16 protein-coding genes and 1 tRNA gene are annotated in these 16327 nt (G+C 66.3%); 10 read left to right on the forward strand and 7 right to left on the reverse strand.

Annotation, left to right across the window (positions count from 1 at the left end):
* Nucleotides 1-67: 67 nt before the first annotated feature.
* The 6 genes from ABKF58_RS07490 to ispB all read right to left on the reverse strand — a co-directional run bounded on the left by ABKF58_RS07490 (nucleotide 68) and on the right by ispB (nucleotide 4512).
* Nucleotides 68-757, reverse strand: coding sequence for a helix-turn-helix domain-containing protein (locus tag ABKF58_RS07490; RefSeq protein ID WP_482584005.1), 690 nt, complete (start codon nucleotides 755-757; stop codon nucleotides 68-70).
* A gap of 11 nt (nucleotides 758-768) precedes the next feature.
* Complete coding sequence (locus tag ABKF58_RS07495; protein WP_482584006.1) at nucleotides 769-999, reverse strand: helix-turn-helix transcriptional regulator; 231 nt, start codon at nucleotides 997-999, stop codon at nucleotides 769-771.
* Between the two features lie 469 nt (nucleotides 1000-1468).
* On the reverse strand, nucleotides 1469-1921 hold the full coding sequence (locus ABKF58_RS07500; RefSeq protein ID WP_482584007.1) for a hypothetical protein: 453 nt from the start codon (nucleotides 1919-1921) through the stop codon (nucleotides 1469-1471).
* Between the two features lie 98 nt (nucleotides 1922-2019).
* Nucleotides 2020-3258 (reverse strand): tyrosine-type recombinase/integrase, encoded by a 1239-nt coding sequence (locus ABKF58_RS07505; protein ID WP_482584008.1) that lies wholly within the window; start codon nucleotides 3256-3258, stop codon nucleotides 2020-2022.
* Nucleotides 3259-3447: 189 nt separating this feature from the next.
* Nucleotides 3448-3522: transfer RNA gene (locus ABKF58_RS07510), tRNA-Arg, on the reverse strand.
* Nucleotides 3523-3537: 15 nt separating this feature from the next.
* Nucleotides 3538-4512, reverse strand: coding sequence for an octaprenyl diphosphate synthase (gene ispB / locus ABKF58_RS07515; RefSeq protein ID WP_040652251.1), 975 nt, complete (start codon nucleotides 4510-4512; stop codon nucleotides 3538-3540).
* 356 nt (nucleotides 4513-4868) lie between these two features.
* Between ispB and rplU the strand changes: the two genes are divergently transcribed.
* The 10 genes from rplU (at nucleotide 4869) to ABKF58_RS07565 (ending at nucleotide 14389) form a co-directional block, all read left to right on the forward strand.
* Entirely contained in the window at nucleotides 4869-5180 is a 312-nt protein-coding gene (gene rplU, locus ABKF58_RS07520) for a 50S ribosomal protein L21 (protein ID WP_008952321.1), read from the forward strand.
* A gap of 13 nt (nucleotides 5181-5193) precedes the next feature.
* The gene (gene rpmA / locus ABKF58_RS07525) at nucleotides 5194-5469 is read left to right on the forward strand and encodes a 50S ribosomal protein L27 (protein ID WP_008952322.1); all 276 of its coding nucleotides are present in this window, start codon (nucleotides 5194-5196) and stop codon (nucleotides 5467-5469) included.
* A gap of 129 nt (nucleotides 5470-5598) precedes the next feature.
* A complete protein-coding gene (gene obgE, locus ABKF58_RS07530; RefSeq protein ID WP_482584009.1) occupies nucleotides 5599-6765 on the forward strand; it encodes a GTPase ObgE in 1167 nt (388 codons plus the stop codon).
* Between the two features lie 30 nt (nucleotides 6766-6795).
* Nucleotides 6796-8088 carry a hypothetical protein gene (locus tag ABKF58_RS07535; protein WP_482584010.1) on the forward strand — a complete coding sequence of 431 codons (1293 nt, stop codon included), beginning with the start codon at nucleotides 6796-6798 and terminating at the stop codon, nucleotides 8086-8088.
* 3 nt (nucleotides 8089-8091) lie between these two features.
* Complete coding sequence (locus ABKF58_RS07540) at nucleotides 8092-8610, forward strand: hypothetical protein (protein ID WP_482584011.1); 519 nt, start codon at nucleotides 8092-8094, stop codon at nucleotides 8608-8610.
* A complete protein-coding gene (locus ABKF58_RS07545; protein ID WP_482584012.1) occupies nucleotides 8600-8845 on the forward strand; it encodes a hypothetical protein in 246 nt (81 codons plus the stop codon). The genes ABKF58_RS07540 and ABKF58_RS07545 overlap by 11 nt, the downstream gene beginning before the upstream one ends.
* Nucleotides 8845-11085, forward strand: a complete 2241-nt coding sequence (locus ABKF58_RS07550) for an ATP-binding protein (protein ID WP_482584013.1) — start codon at nucleotides 8845-8847, stop codon at nucleotides 11083-11085. The genes ABKF58_RS07545 and ABKF58_RS07550 overlap by 1 nt, the downstream gene beginning before the upstream one ends.
* 868 nt (nucleotides 11086-11953) lie before the next feature.
* Entirely contained in the window at nucleotides 11954-13009 is a 1056-nt protein-coding gene (locus tag ABKF58_RS07555) for a DUF2399 domain-containing protein (protein ID WP_482584014.1), read from the forward strand.
* A 40-nt stretch (nucleotides 13010-13049) separates the two neighbouring features.
* Entirely contained in the window at nucleotides 13050-13964 is a 915-nt protein-coding gene (locus ABKF58_RS07560; RefSeq protein WP_482584015.1) for a DMT family transporter, read from the forward strand.
* Nucleotides 13965-13993: 29 nt separating this feature from the next.
* Nucleotides 13994-14389 carry a carboxymuconolactone decarboxylase family protein gene (locus ABKF58_RS07565; protein WP_482584016.1) on the forward strand — a complete coding sequence of 132 codons (396 nt, stop codon included), beginning with the start codon at nucleotides 13994-13996 and terminating at the stop codon, nucleotides 14387-14389.
* 66 nt (nucleotides 14390-14455) lie between these two features.
* Here ABKF58_RS07565 and ABKF58_RS07570 read toward each other — a convergent pair whose 3' ends face one another.
* Complete coding sequence (locus ABKF58_RS07570) at nucleotides 14456-16099, reverse strand: APC family permease (RefSeq protein WP_014088492.1); 1644 nt, start codon at nucleotides 16097-16099, stop codon at nucleotides 14456-14458.
* Nucleotides 16100-16327 lie beyond the last annotated feature (228 nt).

Consider the following 16327-nt stretch of genomic DNA (forward strand, 5'->3'; position numbering starts at 1 on the left):
GTGCCGCTCCCGTTTGCCCATTCTCGGCCTTGGGGAGCGGCCTTAGATTCTCATTTGTCAGTGGGGGTCAGCGGTCGAGGCGCTGGATCAGGTCGGACGTGTCACGGGCAATGGCGTGGTACAGCGCCGGCACGGCGTCCGGCCCTGATCGCTGCATGGCTTCGTCGATCTGGCTGGCGAACACGTCGCAGAAGCCGTCCAGAAACGCCACGGCGGGCTCTTGGCTGTCCTCGCTGGTGTCGTAGGCGCCCAGGTGCCAGCGCAGCGCGTAGAGCAGGCGGATGGCTGCCAGTTGGCCGATATGACTAGCGAAACTGGAAACCGGAGCTAATACTGAAAGCAGTTGTCTCCTCCTCTCCTGTGTGGACTTGCTGCCGCTCCCGGTTTTGTCGGTGAGCGGTTTTTGTTTGTGTGCGTGGGCATCCCCCTCGTCGGTCAGAAAGCCAGGGCGCGGCCATGCCGGCGTGCGCAGCGTGTAGCGGGCGACTCGGCGGCGTACACGGCCTTTGTAGGTAATTTCCGGCTCAATCATGGTGACGATGTTGAAGCCCTGTCCGATCAACTCAAATACTCGTGCGGCAGACTCGGTGATGCCGTATTCCATCTTCAATTCGACGTTGTATGTGGGACGTTCACGAAGGATGGCGAGCACCTCGGCGCATTGGCCGCTGACGGCGGGCGGCGTGGCGGTGCTACGATGGGGCCATGTGTTGGCGCTCGTTACTGCTTCGGCGGGGCGGGCGTTTTTCTTTTTCATCGCTCGCCCCCTTACGCCGCGTGCCGGCTGGCGGCGATGCGTGATTCGATCCAGGCATTTAGCTCGGACTCGATCCAGCCGACAGACTCCGCCCCCAAGCTGATCTGCTTCGGGAACGTCGGGTCGTAGCGAGGCGACTTGGGGTTGAGCTTGTCGTAGATCGTGGTGCGAGAAAGCCCGGTACGGACTTCCACGTCTTTACGGCGCAGGATTGTGTGATGCTGTTGGTTGAGTGCGGCCATCGTCTGCCCTCCACGGGCTGTTGCGGTTTCGATGGCTGAATGGTGGTGGAATGGAATCGGAAAAAAACGGAAAGGGGTTTTCTCGAAAGGGTGTCCCTATTCGGAAAATCCCGTCCGGCAAAGCTTTTCTGGTGTCCCTATTTCTCGGGCTTGCGCCCGGTCCCAGCCCATTCAGGGCGGATGATTGAAGCGGCCTTTCTGGCAAGGCTATCGCTATAACCATGCGCTATCAGCCAAATTTCAACGACCCTATTGTCGGGATGGCTCGTGCGGTCAAGGGGGTCGGCATTGCCCCAATACTTAGTAAAAGTGTGGTTGAGTACTGTGAGTTTTTCGGATTTATTGAACTGAGGGGGTATTTGCCGCTCCTTTGGTGGGGCTTCACCCATCGTAGGCTGCGCACCAGTCTTGAAGCGGTGTAATTCGAACGCAATGAGAAGAAGCTGCTCAGGACTGATAGTAATGCTTTCTATCTGATCGGAGCGCCAGTCCTTGGCCAGGGTGAAACCCAGCGGAAAGCTTCGTTTATGTCATTGGCATTAATGGTTTGCGTATATGCAAATGATTTTTCAGGTACATCAGTCCAAAACTCGTAACCTGAACGGAAGGTTGATATGGTTGTTCGCCCATTCAGATCAATATCCATGCAGTCGTGACTATCTAGTACCAGTAGATTGGGGTTAATAAAAGGTACGTCGGTCTCACCGGTAGAAATGTTTCTTGGGATGACGTTCAAACCTGATGGTCTCGGCGTTACCAGTTCCAGTTTTCCAATGGCTCCGTAGTGAATTAGGTCGGTTACGTTACATTCCATGATTTCAGCCGCTTCGTCTAGGCGGTAATAAGCCTTTGGCGGCAGATTATCGTCTTTTAGCTTGGGCAAGTTCGGATGTTTGATAACGTCATTCTTTGGATTCTCCATCGCACCCCCTCAGCACCCTTGTAAATAGATCGCCATACCAGCCGGGCAGGGTATCCCGGTTTTCCTCCGGTCGGAGTAGGTGCGGCAAAGATGGTGTGTCAGGCGGCCTTGGTCGGGAACGGAATCACTTTGCCGCCTGCCTTGATGCTGTCAATGTAGTCTCCCCACCATTGCAACATGGTGCGGCGTTCCTCCATGTACTCGGCACGGTTGTAGGCTGCGCGCACCTTGTTACCTTCGGCGTGAGATAGCTGGCGCTCGATGGCATCCGGGTTGAAGCCGGTTTCATTCAGGATGGTCGAGGCGGTCGAACGGAAGCCGTGTACGTCGGCTTTGCCCCGGTAGCCCATGCGATGCAGCGCACGGCGCAGCGTTTCCGGCGACATAGGGCGGTTCAGGTCGTTACGGTTCGGGAAAACATGCTCGCGTCCGCCGCTGATCATCTGTAACTGTCGGAAGATGAACAGGGCCTGTTGTGACAAGGGTACCAGGTGTGGCGGGGCGGTTTTCTTCGCCTTCTCGGTCAGCTTGCGATGTTCGGGCGGGATCGTCCACAGAGCGCCGTCAAAGTCGATTTCCTCCCACCTGGCGGTGGCCATCTCTCCGACGCGGGTAAAGGTCAGCAACAGCAGCTCCATCATGAGCTTGGTCTGTAGGGTGCCGTCGTATTTGGCCAGGGCGTCCAGGAAGTCGGGGATGTCCTCGCGCTTGAGCGCCTTGCGCGGCTCTGTCTGGGGCGTCTTGAGCGCGTCCACCAGCGCGGCGGCGGGGTCTGTGGTGCAGCGTCCGGTGAGAATACCCAAGCGGAACACGGCGGAACAGCGCTGGCGCAGCCGCTTGCAGGTGTCGATGTTGCCGGCCCGCTCGACCTTGCGTAGCACGTCCAGCAGCTCGAGCGGCAGAATCTCCGCTACCGGGCGATGGCCAATAAACGGGAACAGGTGCTGCTTCATGGCGGACATGACGCGCTCACTGTGCACCGCCGACCATTCGTGACTTTCCTTGTCGTGCCACTCCAGGGCGATGGCCTCGAAGGTATTGCCGGCGGCTACGCGGGCGCTGACCTTCTCGGCCTTGCGCTGTTCGCCGGGGTCGATGCCATCGGCCAGCAGCTTGCGGGCGGCATCGCGCTTGGTCCTGGCCTCTTTGAGAGAGGTTTCCGGGTACACGCCACAGGCCAGCGTCTTTTGCTTGCCGGCGTAGCGGTAGGCCATGCGCCAGTACTTGGCGCCGTTGGGCATCACCCATAGGAACAGGCTGTCGCCATCGGCCAGCTTGTCGGGTTTCCCGTCTGTGCGCGGCTTGGCGTTCTTGATGGTGGCGTCGGTCAGCGGCATGTTGGTATCGCTCCCGTTGGTATCTGTTGGTATCTACATTGTCATTTTTACCAGATACCAACAAATATACCAACACAAAATGACGGCTTCTGTTGGTATCGGTCGGAACGGTTAGGACATGAAAAAACCCGCAGAGCCTTGTGCTGTGCGGGTTTGGCGGTATGTTTCGGACTGCTTGGGAAAGTGGTTTGGCGCCCCCACCAGGAATCGAACCTGGAACTGCCCCTTAGGAGGGGGCTGTTATATCCATTTAACTACAGGGACGGCCTGAAAACGGGGTCAGCTGTTGCGTTCGACCGAGAGCCGGGCCAGTTCGACCAGCGCCTGCTTGCTGGGGCTGTCCGGCAGGCCGGCGATGGCGGCGACCGCCTGCTCGGCGGCACGCACCGCTTCGCTCTTGGCGTAGTCCAGCGCGCCGCAGGATTGTACCGCAGCCAGTACCTCGTGGAAACGGTCGCCACGGGCATTCTCGATGGCGTCGCGCACGGTGGTGGCGGCTTCCGGGCTGCCGTGGCGCATGGTGTGGATCAGGGGCAGCGTCGGCTTGCCTTCGGCCAGGTCGTCGCCCAGGCTCTTGCCGATGGTCTCGGCGTCGCCGGAGTAGTCGAGCACGTCGTCGATGATCTGGAACGCGGTGCCCAGGTGCATGCCGTAGTCGGCCAGCGCCTTCTCCTGCTCCGGCGAGGCGGCGGCGATCAGCGCGCCGACGCGGCTCGCGGCTTCGAACAGCTTGGCGGTCTTGTACTGGATCACCTGCAGGTACTGCGCCTCGGTGACGTCGGTGTTGCCGATGTTGAGAAGCTGCAGCACCTCGCCTTCGGCGATGATGTTGGTGGCTTCGGCCATCACTTCGAGGATGGCCATGTTGCGCGTGGTGACCATCATCTGGAAGGCGCGGGTGTAGAGGAAGTCGCCGACCAGCACGCTGGCGGCGTTGCCGAACAGCGCGTTGGCGGTTTCGCGGCCGCGGCGCAGTTCGGATTCGTCCACCACGTCGTCGTGCAGCAGCGTGGCGGTGTGGATGAATTCGATCATCGCCGCCAGTTCGTGCAGGTGCTCGCCGCGATAGTCCAGCGCCTTGCCGGCAAGCAGGGTGAGCACCGGGCGCAGGCGCTTGCCGCCGGCGGAGATGATGTATTCCGCCACCTGGCGGATCAGGACGACGTCGGAGTGCAGGCGGGCACGGATGACGCGGTCGACCGTTTGCATGTCGTCGGCGAGCAGGGAGCGGAAGAGCGGGGTGGTGGACACGATGGTAAACCGGTTGTTTATGTTGTACTTGGAGCCCATTCGATTAGGCGGCTGCGCCTTTGCATCGTGAGCGCCGGCAGTGCCCGGAATGCTCATGCACGGTCTGTACATTCCGCTTCCTGTGCTCTGGCGGCACTCAACCTGCTTTGGCTCGCTCGCCTACAACTGGGACAGGCTCGTTGGCCGAAAATCCCGGCCGATGTTACCAGAAAAGCCCCTGTTCCCGCCATGCACCACTCGCATGGTGTAGTGCGGGTAAAAAAATTGACATGTTTCAGTGACTTAAGTATGATTCCCGGCTTCCTGTGTCGGGCGTGCCTGGTGCAGGAATTTGGATTCCCTATTCAGGAGCTAAGCGAATGTATGCGGTCGTAAAAACTGGTGGCAAGCAGTACAAAGTTGCCGTCGGCGAAAAACTTAAAGTAGAACAGATACCTGCAGACGTCGACAGCCAAATCGTACTTGAAGAAGTGCTGATGATTGCTGACGGTGAACAGGTTGTTGTGGGCACTCCGCGCGTTGCTGGCGCGACCGTGAAGGCGACCGTGGTCGCTCATGGCCGTGGCGAGAAGATTCGCATCTTCAAGATGCGTCGTCGTAAGCACTACCAGAAACACCAGGGTCACCGTCAGAACTACACCGAAATCCGCATCGACGAGATTTCCAAGTAAGGAGTAAACAGTCATGGCACACAAGAAAGCAGGCGGTAGCTCCCGCAACGGTCGTGACTCCGAAGCCAAACGCCTGGGCGTTAAGGTTTACGGCAGCGAACTGATTCCGGCCGGTTCCATCATCGTGCGTCAGCGCGGCACCAAGTTCCACGCTGGCGAAAACGTCGGCATGGGCAAGGACCACACCCTGTTCGCCAAGGTCGATGGTTATGTAGAGTTCACCACCAAGGGTGCTCTGAGCCGCAAGACCGTGAACGTGGTTCCGTACACCGGTGTAGACGGCGAGTAATCGTCAGTTACCGGTTAAAAGCCCTATCCTGGCGATAGGGCTTTTTTGTTTTTTCACGAGGCGTGAGGCGTGAGCGGCTGGCCGCGGCCGTTGACGCCTGACTCCTCACTGGACTTATCTGGAGGACCCATGAAGTTTATCGATGAAGCCCGTATTGAAGTGATCGCCGGCAAGGGCGGCAATGGCGCGGCCAGCTTCCGCCGCGAGAAGTTCGTGCCGTTCGGCGGGCCGGATGGCGGCGACGGCGGCAAGGGCGGCAGCGTGTACGCGGTGGCCGACGAGAACGTCAACACCCTGGTGGAGTACCGCTTCGTCAAGAAATACCTGGCGCAGCACGGCGAGAAGGGGCACGGCGCCGATTGCTACGGCAAGGGCGGCGACGACATCGAGCTGAAAATGCCGGTGGGGACGGTGATCATCGACTCCGATACCGACGAGGTGGTGGCCGACCTGGCGCGTCACGGCGAGCGCGTGATGCTGGCGCGCGGCGGCAAGGGCGGCTTGGGTAACATCCACTTCAAGTCGTCGACCAACCGCGCCCCGCGCCAGTGCACGCCGGGCGAGGAGGGTGAGCGCCGCAACCTGCGCCTCGAGCTGAAGGTGCTGGCCGACGTCGGCCTGTTGGGCATGCCCAACGCCGGCAAGTCGACCTTCATCCGCGCGGTGTCCGCCGCCAAGCCCAAGGTGGCGGACTATCCGTTCACCACGCTGCACCCCAACCTGGGCGTGGTGCGCATGAAGGATACCCGCAGCTTCGTCATCGCCGACATTCCCGGCCTGATCGAAGGCGCGGCGGAAGGCGCCGGCCTCGGCCACCGCTTCCTCAAGCACCTCTCCCGCACCGGCCTGTTGCTGCACGTGGTGGACATCGCCCCGTTCGACCCCGAGGTCGACCCGGTGCGCGAAGCGCATGCCATCGTCGAAGAACTGAAGAAGTACGACGAGGAGCTGTACAACAAGCCGCGCTGGCTGGTGCTGAACAAGGTCGACATGCTGCCGGAGGACGAGCGCGAGGAGCGCATCGCCGCCTTCCTCGAGGCCTTCGGTTGGCCGAAACAGCAGCCCAACGACGAGTTCGAGTTTGACATGGGAGCGCCGCGCGTGTTCACCGTGTCGGCGCTGACCGGCGAGGGCACGCAGGCGGTGACCTACGCCATGATGGAATACATCGAGCGCGTGCGGCAGGCCGAGCGCGCCGCCGCCGAGTTGGCCGAACAGCGCGAAGCCGAAGCCAAGGCCGCGGCCAAGGCGGCGCGCCAGAACGTGATCACCCGCACCGCGGGCGTTGACGAGTAATCCCTCCGCTCGGACAATCCGGTTTTTGTCATGACCGGATTGTCCGTGCACTCGCTTTCCGATTTCTTCCAGCCCGGCATCGATCCGGACGGCCTGTCCTCGGTCAATCGCCTGACCGCCGCCTGGCCCTATCTTTCCGTCTTCATCACGCTGTTTCGCGGCGGCGACGAAGAAGTGCTGCTGCGCCTCTTGGTGCTGCGCGAGCTGGGCAACCGCGCCGATGCGCCGCTGTGGACCCCGGCCGAGATTGCCCAGCGCTTCGCCTACCTCAATCCGACTAAGCTCGACACCATTCTGAAGCGCCTGCGCGAGGGCGAGCTCCTGGTGTGGGAGTCCGACGGCGGCCGCTACCAGCTCTCCGAGGGCGCGCGCGTGGCGCTGGCGGCGCTGGCCACCATGATCGACTTCGCCGGCGACGACGTGGAGCTGGGCTATCTGACCAGCCAGGTCGCCGCCGGGCAGGCGGTGGGGCAGGTGTCGGACGAGGCGCTACGCCACCTCCTGGCGCGGCTCAACGAGCTGTACGCCGAGTTCGAGGCGGCGCTGGAGTCGCAGTCGGAGTTCCGCATCCGCGCTGCGCAGCACCGCCTCGACGCGGTGTGGCGCTGGGTGGCCAAATCGACCGAGGTGGTGCGCCGCCTCACCGCCGACGACACGCTGGACCTGGCCACGCTGAACCAGGCGCAGGCGATCGCGCTGGCGCAAAGCCGCATGCTGGCGCTGGCCGGCACCTTCGAGCGGCGCCTGGCGCAGCTGGCGGCGCAGCGCGTGCACCTGGGCAGCTCCGGGCTGACCTCGACCGACATCGCCGACTGGCTGCGCCGTCAGCAGGTCGGCCAGCTGGCGACGCAGTTGTCGGGCTGCCTGTCGATCTGCCCGGAGCCGGCCTTCCTCGCCACCCCGGAGCTGGCCGACGTGGCCGAATTCGAGCTGCTGGCGCGCGAGCGCGCCAAGGCCGGCGTGGCGGTGCTGCCGGGCGCCGAGGCCGCGCCGCTGGCCGACGCGCCGGAGGTGGAACGCCTGTTCGCCGCCGAGGCGATGTACGACGAGTTGCTGCAACTGGGGCTGGAGCTGGGCGAGAGCGGGGCGGCCGAGCTGCCGATCGCGCGCGCCGTGCTGGCCGACAGCTACAACGAGACCGCCTACCGGTTGTCGCTGCTGTCGCTGCTCGGCGACCCGGAAAGCCGCGGCGACGCCAGCATCGTCGCCGCGCTGGCCAAGCTGCCATTGCAACTGGCCGGCGGCGAAGCCGTCATCGAACCCGATCACCCGGAAGTGGCCGCGCTGTCCGACGCGCGGCTGCGGCCCCATACCCCGAACTGAGCCATGGAACTGGAACTCAAGACCCTCACCGCGCGCCTGTTGGCACAGCGCGTGCTGCCGCGCGCCGATGCGCTGGCGCGCCGCGCCCTGCTCGACGAGAACTTCCGCAGCGAGCTGGACCGCCGTCTCGCCGACGTCGGCCTGCGCCTGGTGGAAAACCCCTACGCCGAACACGTCGCGGTGGCGCTGCTGCCGGAGATGACCGAGCCGGTGTTCGGCTCGGGCGAGGCCCGGCTCAACAACAACCTCGGCCTGCCGCGCGACGGCGTGGCGCTGCTGGTGATTCTGTGGGCGCTGATCGTGCTGCCCAAGCGCGAGCGCCAGATCGCCCGCGTCGAGGCTGGCCGCGACAGCCAGCACGACATGTTCGGCGCGCACAAGCCGCTGGAAACCGGCGAGGCCGTCTCCACCGGGGTGTCGGAGGAGGCGCTGTACGCCGATTTCGGCAAGGCGCTGGGGGCGTACCCGCTTCAACGCCAACCTCGGGCGGCTGGTCAACCTGGGTTTCGTGGTGCGCCGTAACAAGTGGCTGGACGAGGGGCCGCTCTTGGACCTGATGATCGACTACGCCCAGCTCGCGCCGCGCATCATCGACGGCGCGCTAGCCGAGGTGCTGCGCCAGCGCGAGGGGCGCGCGGCGCTGGCCGACAAGGCGCTGGAATCCGCTGCTTCGGCCAACCTTGAGGCCGACACGTTGGCCGAAGACCCCGCCGCGGCCGGTGACGGCCCGTTGTTCGAGCAAGAGGAGACGCGCTGATGTTCCAGATGAAAGCGGTGGAAATGGTGCACTGGGACTTCTGGCAGCGGCTGACGGTGCCGCTCGACGCCCAGATCGTCACCATCATCGGCCCCAACGGCTCGGGCAAGACCACCTTGCTCGACGCGATGCGCACGCTGCTGGCGATCAAGTGCTCCGGCAAGCGCGACTACAAGCGCTACGTGCGCAACAACCGCGAGGCCTTCGCCTACCTGCGCGGCGTGGTCGACAACCCGCGCCGCCCCTCCGGCGGCCTCTACCCGACGCCGTTCTTCCCCATCGTCAGCGACACCGTGACGCTGCTGTGCCGCATCAAGAAGCAGGGCGGCGACTGGGTGCGCCACTACGCCATCCTCGACGGCGACGTGGCGCTGGAGTTGGCCGAAGGCCAGGCGCAGTGGCTCGGCGTGCAGGAGTACCGCCGCCGTCTCGAAGCGGCCGGGCTGACCCCGGCGGTGGCCGAAGTGCTGGCGCTGGAGCAGGGCGATACCGACAAGCTCACCGAGTACAGCCCGCGCCAGCTGCTCGACCTCGTCTTTCAAGTCTTCGGCGACAAGGACGTGCTCGACAACTACCAGCGCGCACGCGAGGAACAGCGCGCCACCGAGCTGGAGCTGGAGGCGCTGACGCGCCAGGAAGAGCTGCTGGAAGGGCGCGTCGAAACCATGAAGACGCGCGCCAACCGCCACCTGGAGTGGCGCCAGCTGCAGCACAGCATCGCCCGCCTGCGCGACGAGGCGCTGCCGGTGCTGGGCTATCTCGACGGCAAGGCCTCGTTCGCCGGGCTGTGGCGCGGCTACCGCAGCGGCTACCACGCGCTGAACCGGGCGCGCGGCGAGCACGCCGACACGCTGGAGCTGGTGGCGCGGCTCAAGGCCGCCGAGGTCGCCGCCGACGCCGCGCGCGGCGCCGCGGAAAGCGCCCGCCAGGCGGCGCAGGACGCCTTCATGACGGCCAAGTCCGAGCATGCCGGCGTGGCCGGCCAGCTCAAGGAGCGCGACCGCCTGCAGGCGCTGGCCGGTAAGGAATACGGCGCCGACGCGGCGGCGCTGGCGGCGCAACTGGCCGGCCTGCGCGACCGTGCCGACACGCTGAAGGACAGCCTGCGCGCGCTCAAGCAGCAGCGTGAGGACAAATCGCAGCAGCTCGAGGCGCTCGAGCTGGGACGCGGCCGTGCCCCGGACGAGGTGCGCCACTTCCGCGCCGCGCTCGACGAGGCCGGCATCGGCCACGCCATGTTGTCCGAACTGGTCGAGGTTACCGACGCGCGCTGGCAGGGCGCGGTCGAGGCGCTGCTGCGGCCGTATCGCCACGTGGTGCTGCTGGACGACCCTGCCGACCGCCGCGCCGCCTGGCAGCTGGGCGAGCGCCAGCGCTACCGCCACTTCATCGTGCCGGAGCGCGCCAGCTCGCCGGCGGCCAAGCCGGGCAGCCTGCTCGAGGTGGTGCGTTTCTCGGCCAAGGCGCCGGACTGGCTCTACCGCCAGATGAACAGCGTGACGCGCGTCGAGGACGCCAGTGCCGGGGCGGAGGTGGACGGCGACTGGATCACCCGCGACGGCTACTTCCGCGAACGGCGTGGCGCGCGTCACATCGGCGTCGCCCCGCACGACTTCGCCTTCGGCGAGGCGGCGCGCCAGTCGCGCCTCTTGGCGCTGCGCGACGAGCTGAAGCGCCTCAACGTGCAGATCCTCGCCGACGAGGAGCAACTGGTGGCGGCGACGCGCGAGGCGGCCGGCCTCGGCCGACTACCTGTCCGGCATGGATGCTATCCGCCAGCTCGACGGCCGCGCCGAGGAGTTCGCCGCGCTGGAAGCGCGCAAGACTTCGCTGGAGGCGGAAATCGCCCGCCTCGGCGCCGTGCTGGCCGAGGCCGCCGCCGAGAAGAGCGCCGCCGACACCCGCTACGGCGACGCCCGCCTGGCGCACGACCGCGTGTGCCAGCGCGAGCAGGACAGCCTCGCCGCCTACCAGCAGCAGCGCCAGGAGGTGGACGGCGCGCGCCGCCAGCTGCGCCGGCTGCTGGCCGAGCTGCGCGAGGGCGCGGCGCGGCTGCCCGACGGCGCGCTGGCGCCGGAGCACATCGCCGCGCTGGAAGACGAGTTCGACGGTGCCGCCGACGCGCGCCACCAGCTCAATTATCTGGAAGAACGGCTGGGCAACGGCGAGTGGGAAACCGACGACGCTGTGTTGCAGCTCAAGGACAAGCTGGTCGACGACCTGGCGCAGATCGACCGTGAGCGCAGCCGGCGCCAGGCCGAGGTCGACCGCTCGCGCGAGCTCACCGACGACGCCCGTGCCGCCTACATCGGCAAGCTGCGCGCCACGGTGCGTGCCTACGGCCAGAACGTGCGTCGGCTCGGCGAACTGGCCGGCATCGGCGTCGAGGTCGAGCTGCCGCAGCTCGCCAACGACGACGCGGTGCTGGCGCAGGCCGGCCTGGTGCTGAAGTTCAACTTCGACCAGAAGGGCATGATGGGCATGAACGACGGCGAGGCGTCCGGCGGCCAGCAGGTGATGAAGTCGCTGATCCTGCTCATCGCGCTGATGATGGACGAGGCCAACCCGTCCGGCTTCGTGTTCATCGACGAGCCGTTCGCGCACCTCGACATCTTCAACATCGACCGCGTCGCCGGCTTCCTCAAGGCCACCGAGGCGCAGTACCTGATCACCACGCCCAACACCCATAACGTCAACATCTTCGCGCCGTCCGAGCTGACCCTGGCGACGCGCAAGAAACGCCCGGGCGAAACCTGGGCGCCGCCGATCCTGCAGGCGCGGCGGCGGGTGGAGGGCGCGGAACCGGCGCCGTGACAGGTTCTGAGCTCGCGCCCCGGCGTGCTGGCCACGCCCGGGGCGGCCGATTTTTTTGCCGGGCGGCGGAAACCGTCGCCGCCCGCCCGGTCTATTCCTTTCCACCCCTCCGTTTCCGGAATCGCCCATGTCCCGCTGGCTCGCCCTGATCGACCCCGACCACGTCGCCCGCACCCCGCTCGGCGTGCGTGGCCACAACCTGCTGTTGACGCCGCGCGGCGAGCCGCGCCCGGTGCTGCTCGGCGCCGAGGAGGCGCTGCTGATCGGCACCGGCTCGGCTCGCGCGCGAGCCGGGTGCGCTGGAGCACGCTGCTGGCCGCCACGGCCAACCCGGGGTTGGCCGAAGACCTGCTGCGCCGCCTGCTGGAGGCGGGCTGGTGCGAGATCGAGCTGCACGCCGAAGCCGGCCTGCGCCAGTCGCCGCTGCAACCGTTCTGGGTGAGTTGGCGCGACATGTACGGGCTGCGCAGCCTGGCCGGGCTGGTCGATCCGCGCGAGCAGGCCGAGACGGTGGCGCTGTGGCGCGGCTGGCAGCCGCACAACGCCGAGCTGGCGGGACTTGCCGACAGCCTGGGCAGCCGCCTACCGACCTCGACGCTGGAGCGCCGCCTCAAGCTGGCGCAGGCGCTGGACGCCCGGCTCAGCGCCGGTCAGTGGGGCAGCGAGCGCCAGTTCTCGCAGCACGCCTTCGGCCGCAGCAAGGCGTTCAACGCCGGCGACCGTGACTGGCTCGCCGGCCACGGCATCGAGCTGGAAGCCTGCGGCATCTCTGCACACACCCCGCACCTGTTCCTGTCCGGGCCGCTGACGCTGGTGGCCGGCGCCGAGCCGTTGGCTTCGGCCAACCTGCTGGGCCAGGGCGTGGCGCTGGCGCCGGAGGCGCTGCTGGCGGTGACGGCGCTGCAGGGCAGCGTGCGCGGGGTGCGCGTGGTGCAGAACCTGAGCGTGTTCGAGGGGCTGACGCGCGCGGCGCAGCCCTTCCTCACCGTGTGGGTGCCGGGCTACCCGCACCGGCGCTGGTGCACGGCGGTGGGCCACCTGCTGGCGCTGCTGCGTCTGCCGCTGCAGGTGGGGTGCGACCTCGACCCGGCCGGCATCGCCATCGCGCTGCAGGTCGGCGCCGTGGCGGAGCAGGTCGGCTGCGCCTGGCAGCCGTGGAAGATGGAGGCCGAGGCGCTGACGCTGGCCAACGGCGCGCAGCCCCTGTCCGAGCAGGACGCGGTGCGGCTGGCGCGGCTGGAGGGCGGCACGCTGCCGCCGCCCCTGGCGAAGTTGGCCGAAGCGATCCGGGAGCGGCAGCACAAGGTCGAGCAGGAAGGACTGTTCCTCGAGCGCGGCTCAGAGGTCTGAGCGCCGACGGTGACGGGGGCTTGCCAGCCGCAGGGGGAGCATGGCATGGTCATGCGATGACCACCCGCTCTTCCCCTCGTTCGCCTACCTGTCGCTGACGCTGGCCCCGCTGTTCTGGGCCGGCAATTTCGTGCTGGCACGCGCCATGCACGCCAGCGTCGCACCCATGACCCTGTCCTTTGTGCGCTGGAGCATCGCCTTGCTGCTGCTGCTGCCATTCGGTTTGCGCCCGGCCTGGAGCCAGCGTGCGCTGTGGCTGCCGCACTGGCGCCGCATCCTGCTGCTCGGTCTGTTGGGGGTGGGCGGCTTTAACTCGCTGGTTTACCTCGGTTTGCAGAGCACCACCGCCACCAACGCGGTGCTGATGAATTCCTTCATCCCCATCCTGATCGTGATCTTCGGCGCGCTGGGCTTCGGTCTCCGGCTCACCCTGCGCCAGGCGGGCGCCATCGCGGTGTCGTTTCTCGGCGTGCTGGCGATCGTCGCGCACGGCGAGCCGGCACGGCTCTTGGAGCTCGACATCAACCATGGCGACGCCATCGTGTTCGGCGCGATGGTCGTCTGGGCGCTCTACACCCTGCTGCTGCGCGGCCTGCCGGCGGGGCTCGACCGCATCGGCATCCTCACCGTGCTGGTGGCGGTCGGGCTCACCGGCATCGCGCCGCTGTTCGCCGCCGAGCTGGCGAGCGGGCGCACCACCCCGCTCAACGCCGCCACCCTGGCCACCTTCCTTTACGTCGGCACCTTGCCCTCGGTGGCGGCGTACTACTGCTACAACTACGGCGTGGCCCAGGTCGGCGCGGCGAGGGCCGGCACCTTCATCCACCTGATGCCGGCGTTCGGCGCACTGCTGTCGCTGCTGTTTCTCGGCGAGGCGATCCGCGTCTACCACGTGGCGGGCATCGCGGCGATCCTGGCCGGCGTGCTGCTGTCCACCCGTTTTGCCAAGAGCTGAGCACCACTATATACAAGGAGAACTTCGCGATGAGCGAGCAAGACCGTGACAATGGCCGGGCGATGCGTACCCGGGTGATGGGCGAAGCCTTCGTCGAGCGGGCGATGGACAAGCTCGACGGCTTTTCGAGCCCGGTGCAGGACTGGATCAACGAACACGCCTGGGGCAGCACCTGGCAGCGCGAGGGCATCGACCTCAAGACGCGCAGTCTGGTCACCTGCGCCATGCTGGCCGCGCTGGGGCGCAGCCACGAGCTGAAAGGCCACGTGCGCGGCGCCCTCAACAACGGCGCCAGCCTGGTGGAACTGCGCGAGGTGCTGCTGCATTCCGCCGTCTACGCCGGCGCCCCGGCCATGCTCGAGGCGGTGCGCGCGGCGCGCGAGGTGCTGGCCGAGCTCGGGCTGGAACTGCCCGACGAACCGTAGCCCGGACGGCAAAACGGCCAGCGAAGCTGGCCGTTTTGCTATTACAGGCTTGTCAAACGGCGGAGATCAGGCGCTCTGCCCGGCCAGGCGGCCGGCGCGTTTGCTTTCCTGCGACGCTTCGTGCATCGCCGCCACGGCGGCGGCGTCATGCTCCTGCTCCAGGTAGCGGGTGCGCCAGCCGCTGTTCACGCCCCAGGCGTAGAAGCCCAGCGCCATCAGCGCCACCACCGCCATGTCCACGCCGTACGGCAGCAGGCCGATGCCGCCGAAGTCGGTGCTGCCGACGTAGGACAGCAGCGCCAGCGCCGGCAGGTACAGCACCATCCACAGCGCGCCCTTCACCTCACGGCCGAAGTCCGGCCAGCCGGCCTTGGCCTGGTACCAGAAGTACACCGGCAGCGCCGCCACGATCAGGAAGATGATCTGGCCGGTCAGCGGCCAGCGCGCCCAGTACAGCACCAGCGAGGCGCAGACGAAGGCGAACGGCGCGATCAGGTTCAGGCCGGCCAGGCGCAGCGGGCGCGGCAGGTCCGGCGCGGCGCGGCGCAGCGAGGCCGCGCTGATCGGGCCGGTGAGGTAGGAGATCACCGTGGCCACCGAGATCACCGCCGCCAGCGTGCCCCAGCCGCGGAAGAAGAACAGGAACACGAACGACACCGCCAGGTTGAACCACATCGCCGCGCGCGGGATGCGGTAGAGCGGGTGGATGTGGCCGAACAGCGCCGGCATGGTGCCGTTCTTCTGCATGCCGTAGATCATGCGCGAGGTGGTGGCCATGTAGGTGGCGCCGGTGCCGCTCGGGCTGACGAAGGCGTCGAAGTAGAGCGTCATCACCAGCCAGTTCAGGCCGAACGCCAGTGCCAGCTGCGCGAACGGCGAGCTGAAGTCGATGCCCTGCCAGCCGTGCGCCAGGTCGGCCGGGGTCAGCGCGCCGAGGAAGGCGACCTGCAAGAGCACGTAGATCACCGCCGCCAGCAGGATCGAGCCGATCACGCCGAAGGGGATGCTCTTGCCCGGATTGCGCGCCTCGCCGGCCAGGTTGATCGGGCTCTGGAAGCCGTTGAAGCTGAACACGATGCCGCTGGTGGCCACCGCCGTCATCACGCTGGCCCAGCCGAACGGGGCGAAGCCGCCCGGCGTGGCGCTGCCCAGGTTGCCGCTGTGAAAGCCGCTGCCGATCAGCGCCAGCGCGGTGAGCGCCGGCACCACCAGCTTGAACACGGTGATGGCGCTGTTGGCCTTGGCGAACAGCTTCACCCCCCAGTAGTTGAGCAGGAAGTACACCACCACCAGCACCGCGGCGATGCCGAGGCCGGTCGGATTCAGCTCGCCGTGCTGGTACAGCGCCTGCGCCCACGGCCACGGCCACGAGCTCATGTACTGCACCGAGGCCTCGGCCTCGATCGGGATCACCGCGACGATGGCGATCCAGTTGGCCCAGGCGGCGATGAAGCCGAGCAGCGAGCCGTGCGAATAGCGCGCGTAGCGCACCATGCCGCCGGATTCCGGGAACATCGCCCCCAGTTCGGCGTAGCTCAGGGCGATCGACAGAATGATGACCATGCCGACGAGCCAGGCCACGATGGCGGCCGGCCCGGCGATCTGCGCCGCGTGCGCGGCACCGAACAGCCAGCCGGAGCCGATGATGGAGCCGAGGCCGGTCAGCATCAGGGCGATCGGGCCGATATGGCGGGAATGCTGGTGATTCAAGGGAAGACTCTCCTGTCTGTGTGTTGGGAAGGGGCCGTGGTACGGCTCCGTCATGCGCCCGGATCGTGGCCGGTTTCTTGTAGGTCTGCCTTGGATGAAAGTCCGGCACTGTAGAGCGGCGCCGTCCTGAGTTCTGTAACGATATGTACAGCCGGGTGTCATGAAAATGATCGAAATCATCCCCATACCCAGTGAAAGGGGCGGGAGTATGCCAGCTTGAGCAGGGAT

The sequence above is a fragment of the Pseudogulbenkiania sp. AW2-16 genome, assembly GCF_056824575.1.

What these genes read in the sequence shown, in the direction of transcription:
- rpmA (WP_008952322.1), top strand. Translation starts at nt 5,194, where the DNA reads ATGGCACACAAGAAAGCAGGCGGTAGCTCCCGCAACGGTCGTGACTCC.
- obgE (WP_482584009.1), top strand. Translation starts at nt 5,599, where the DNA reads ATGAAGTTTATCGATGAAGCCCGTATTGAAGTGATCGCCGGCAAGGGC.
- ABKF58_RS07540 (WP_482584011.1), top strand. Translation starts at nt 8,092, where the DNA reads ATGGAACTGGAACTCAAGACCCTCACCGCGCGCCTGTTGGCACAGCGC.
- ABKF58_RS07490 (WP_482584005.1), bottom strand. Translation starts at nt 757, where the DNA reads ATGAAAAAGAAAAACGCCCGCCCCGCCGAAGCAGTAACGAGCGCCAAC.
- ABKF58_RS07550 (WP_482584013.1), top strand. Translation starts at nt 8,845, where the DNA reads ATGTTCCAGATGAAAGCGGTGGAAATGGTGCACTGGGACTTCTGGCAG.
- ABKF58_RS07565 (WP_482584016.1), top strand. Translation starts at nt 13,994, where the DNA reads ATGAGCGAGCAAGACCGTGACAATGGCCGGGCGATGCGTACCCGGGTG.
- ABKF58_RS07495 (WP_482584006.1), bottom strand. Translation starts at nt 999, where the DNA reads ATGGCCGCACTCAACCAACAGCATCACACAATCCTGCGCCGTAAAGAC.
- ABKF58_RS07535 (WP_482584010.1), top strand. Translation starts at nt 6,796, where the DNA reads ATGACCGGATTGTCCGTGCACTCGCTTTCCGATTTCTTCCAGCCCGGC.
- ABKF58_RS07505 (WP_482584008.1), bottom strand. Translation starts at nt 3,258, where the DNA reads ATGCCGCTGACCGACGCCACCATCAAGAACGCCAAGCCGCGCACAGAC.
- ABKF58_RS07560 (WP_482584015.1), top strand. Translation starts at nt 13,050, where the DNA reads ATGGCATGGTCATGCGATGACCACCCGCTCTTCCCCTCGTTCGCCTAC.
- rplU (WP_008952321.1), top strand. Translation starts at nt 4,869, where the DNA reads ATGTATGCGGTCGTAAAAACTGGTGGCAAGCAGTACAAAGTTGCCGTC.
- ABKF58_RS07500 (WP_482584007.1), bottom strand. Translation starts at nt 1,921, where the DNA reads ATGGAGAATCCAAAGAATGACGTTATCAAACATCCGAACTTGCCCAAG.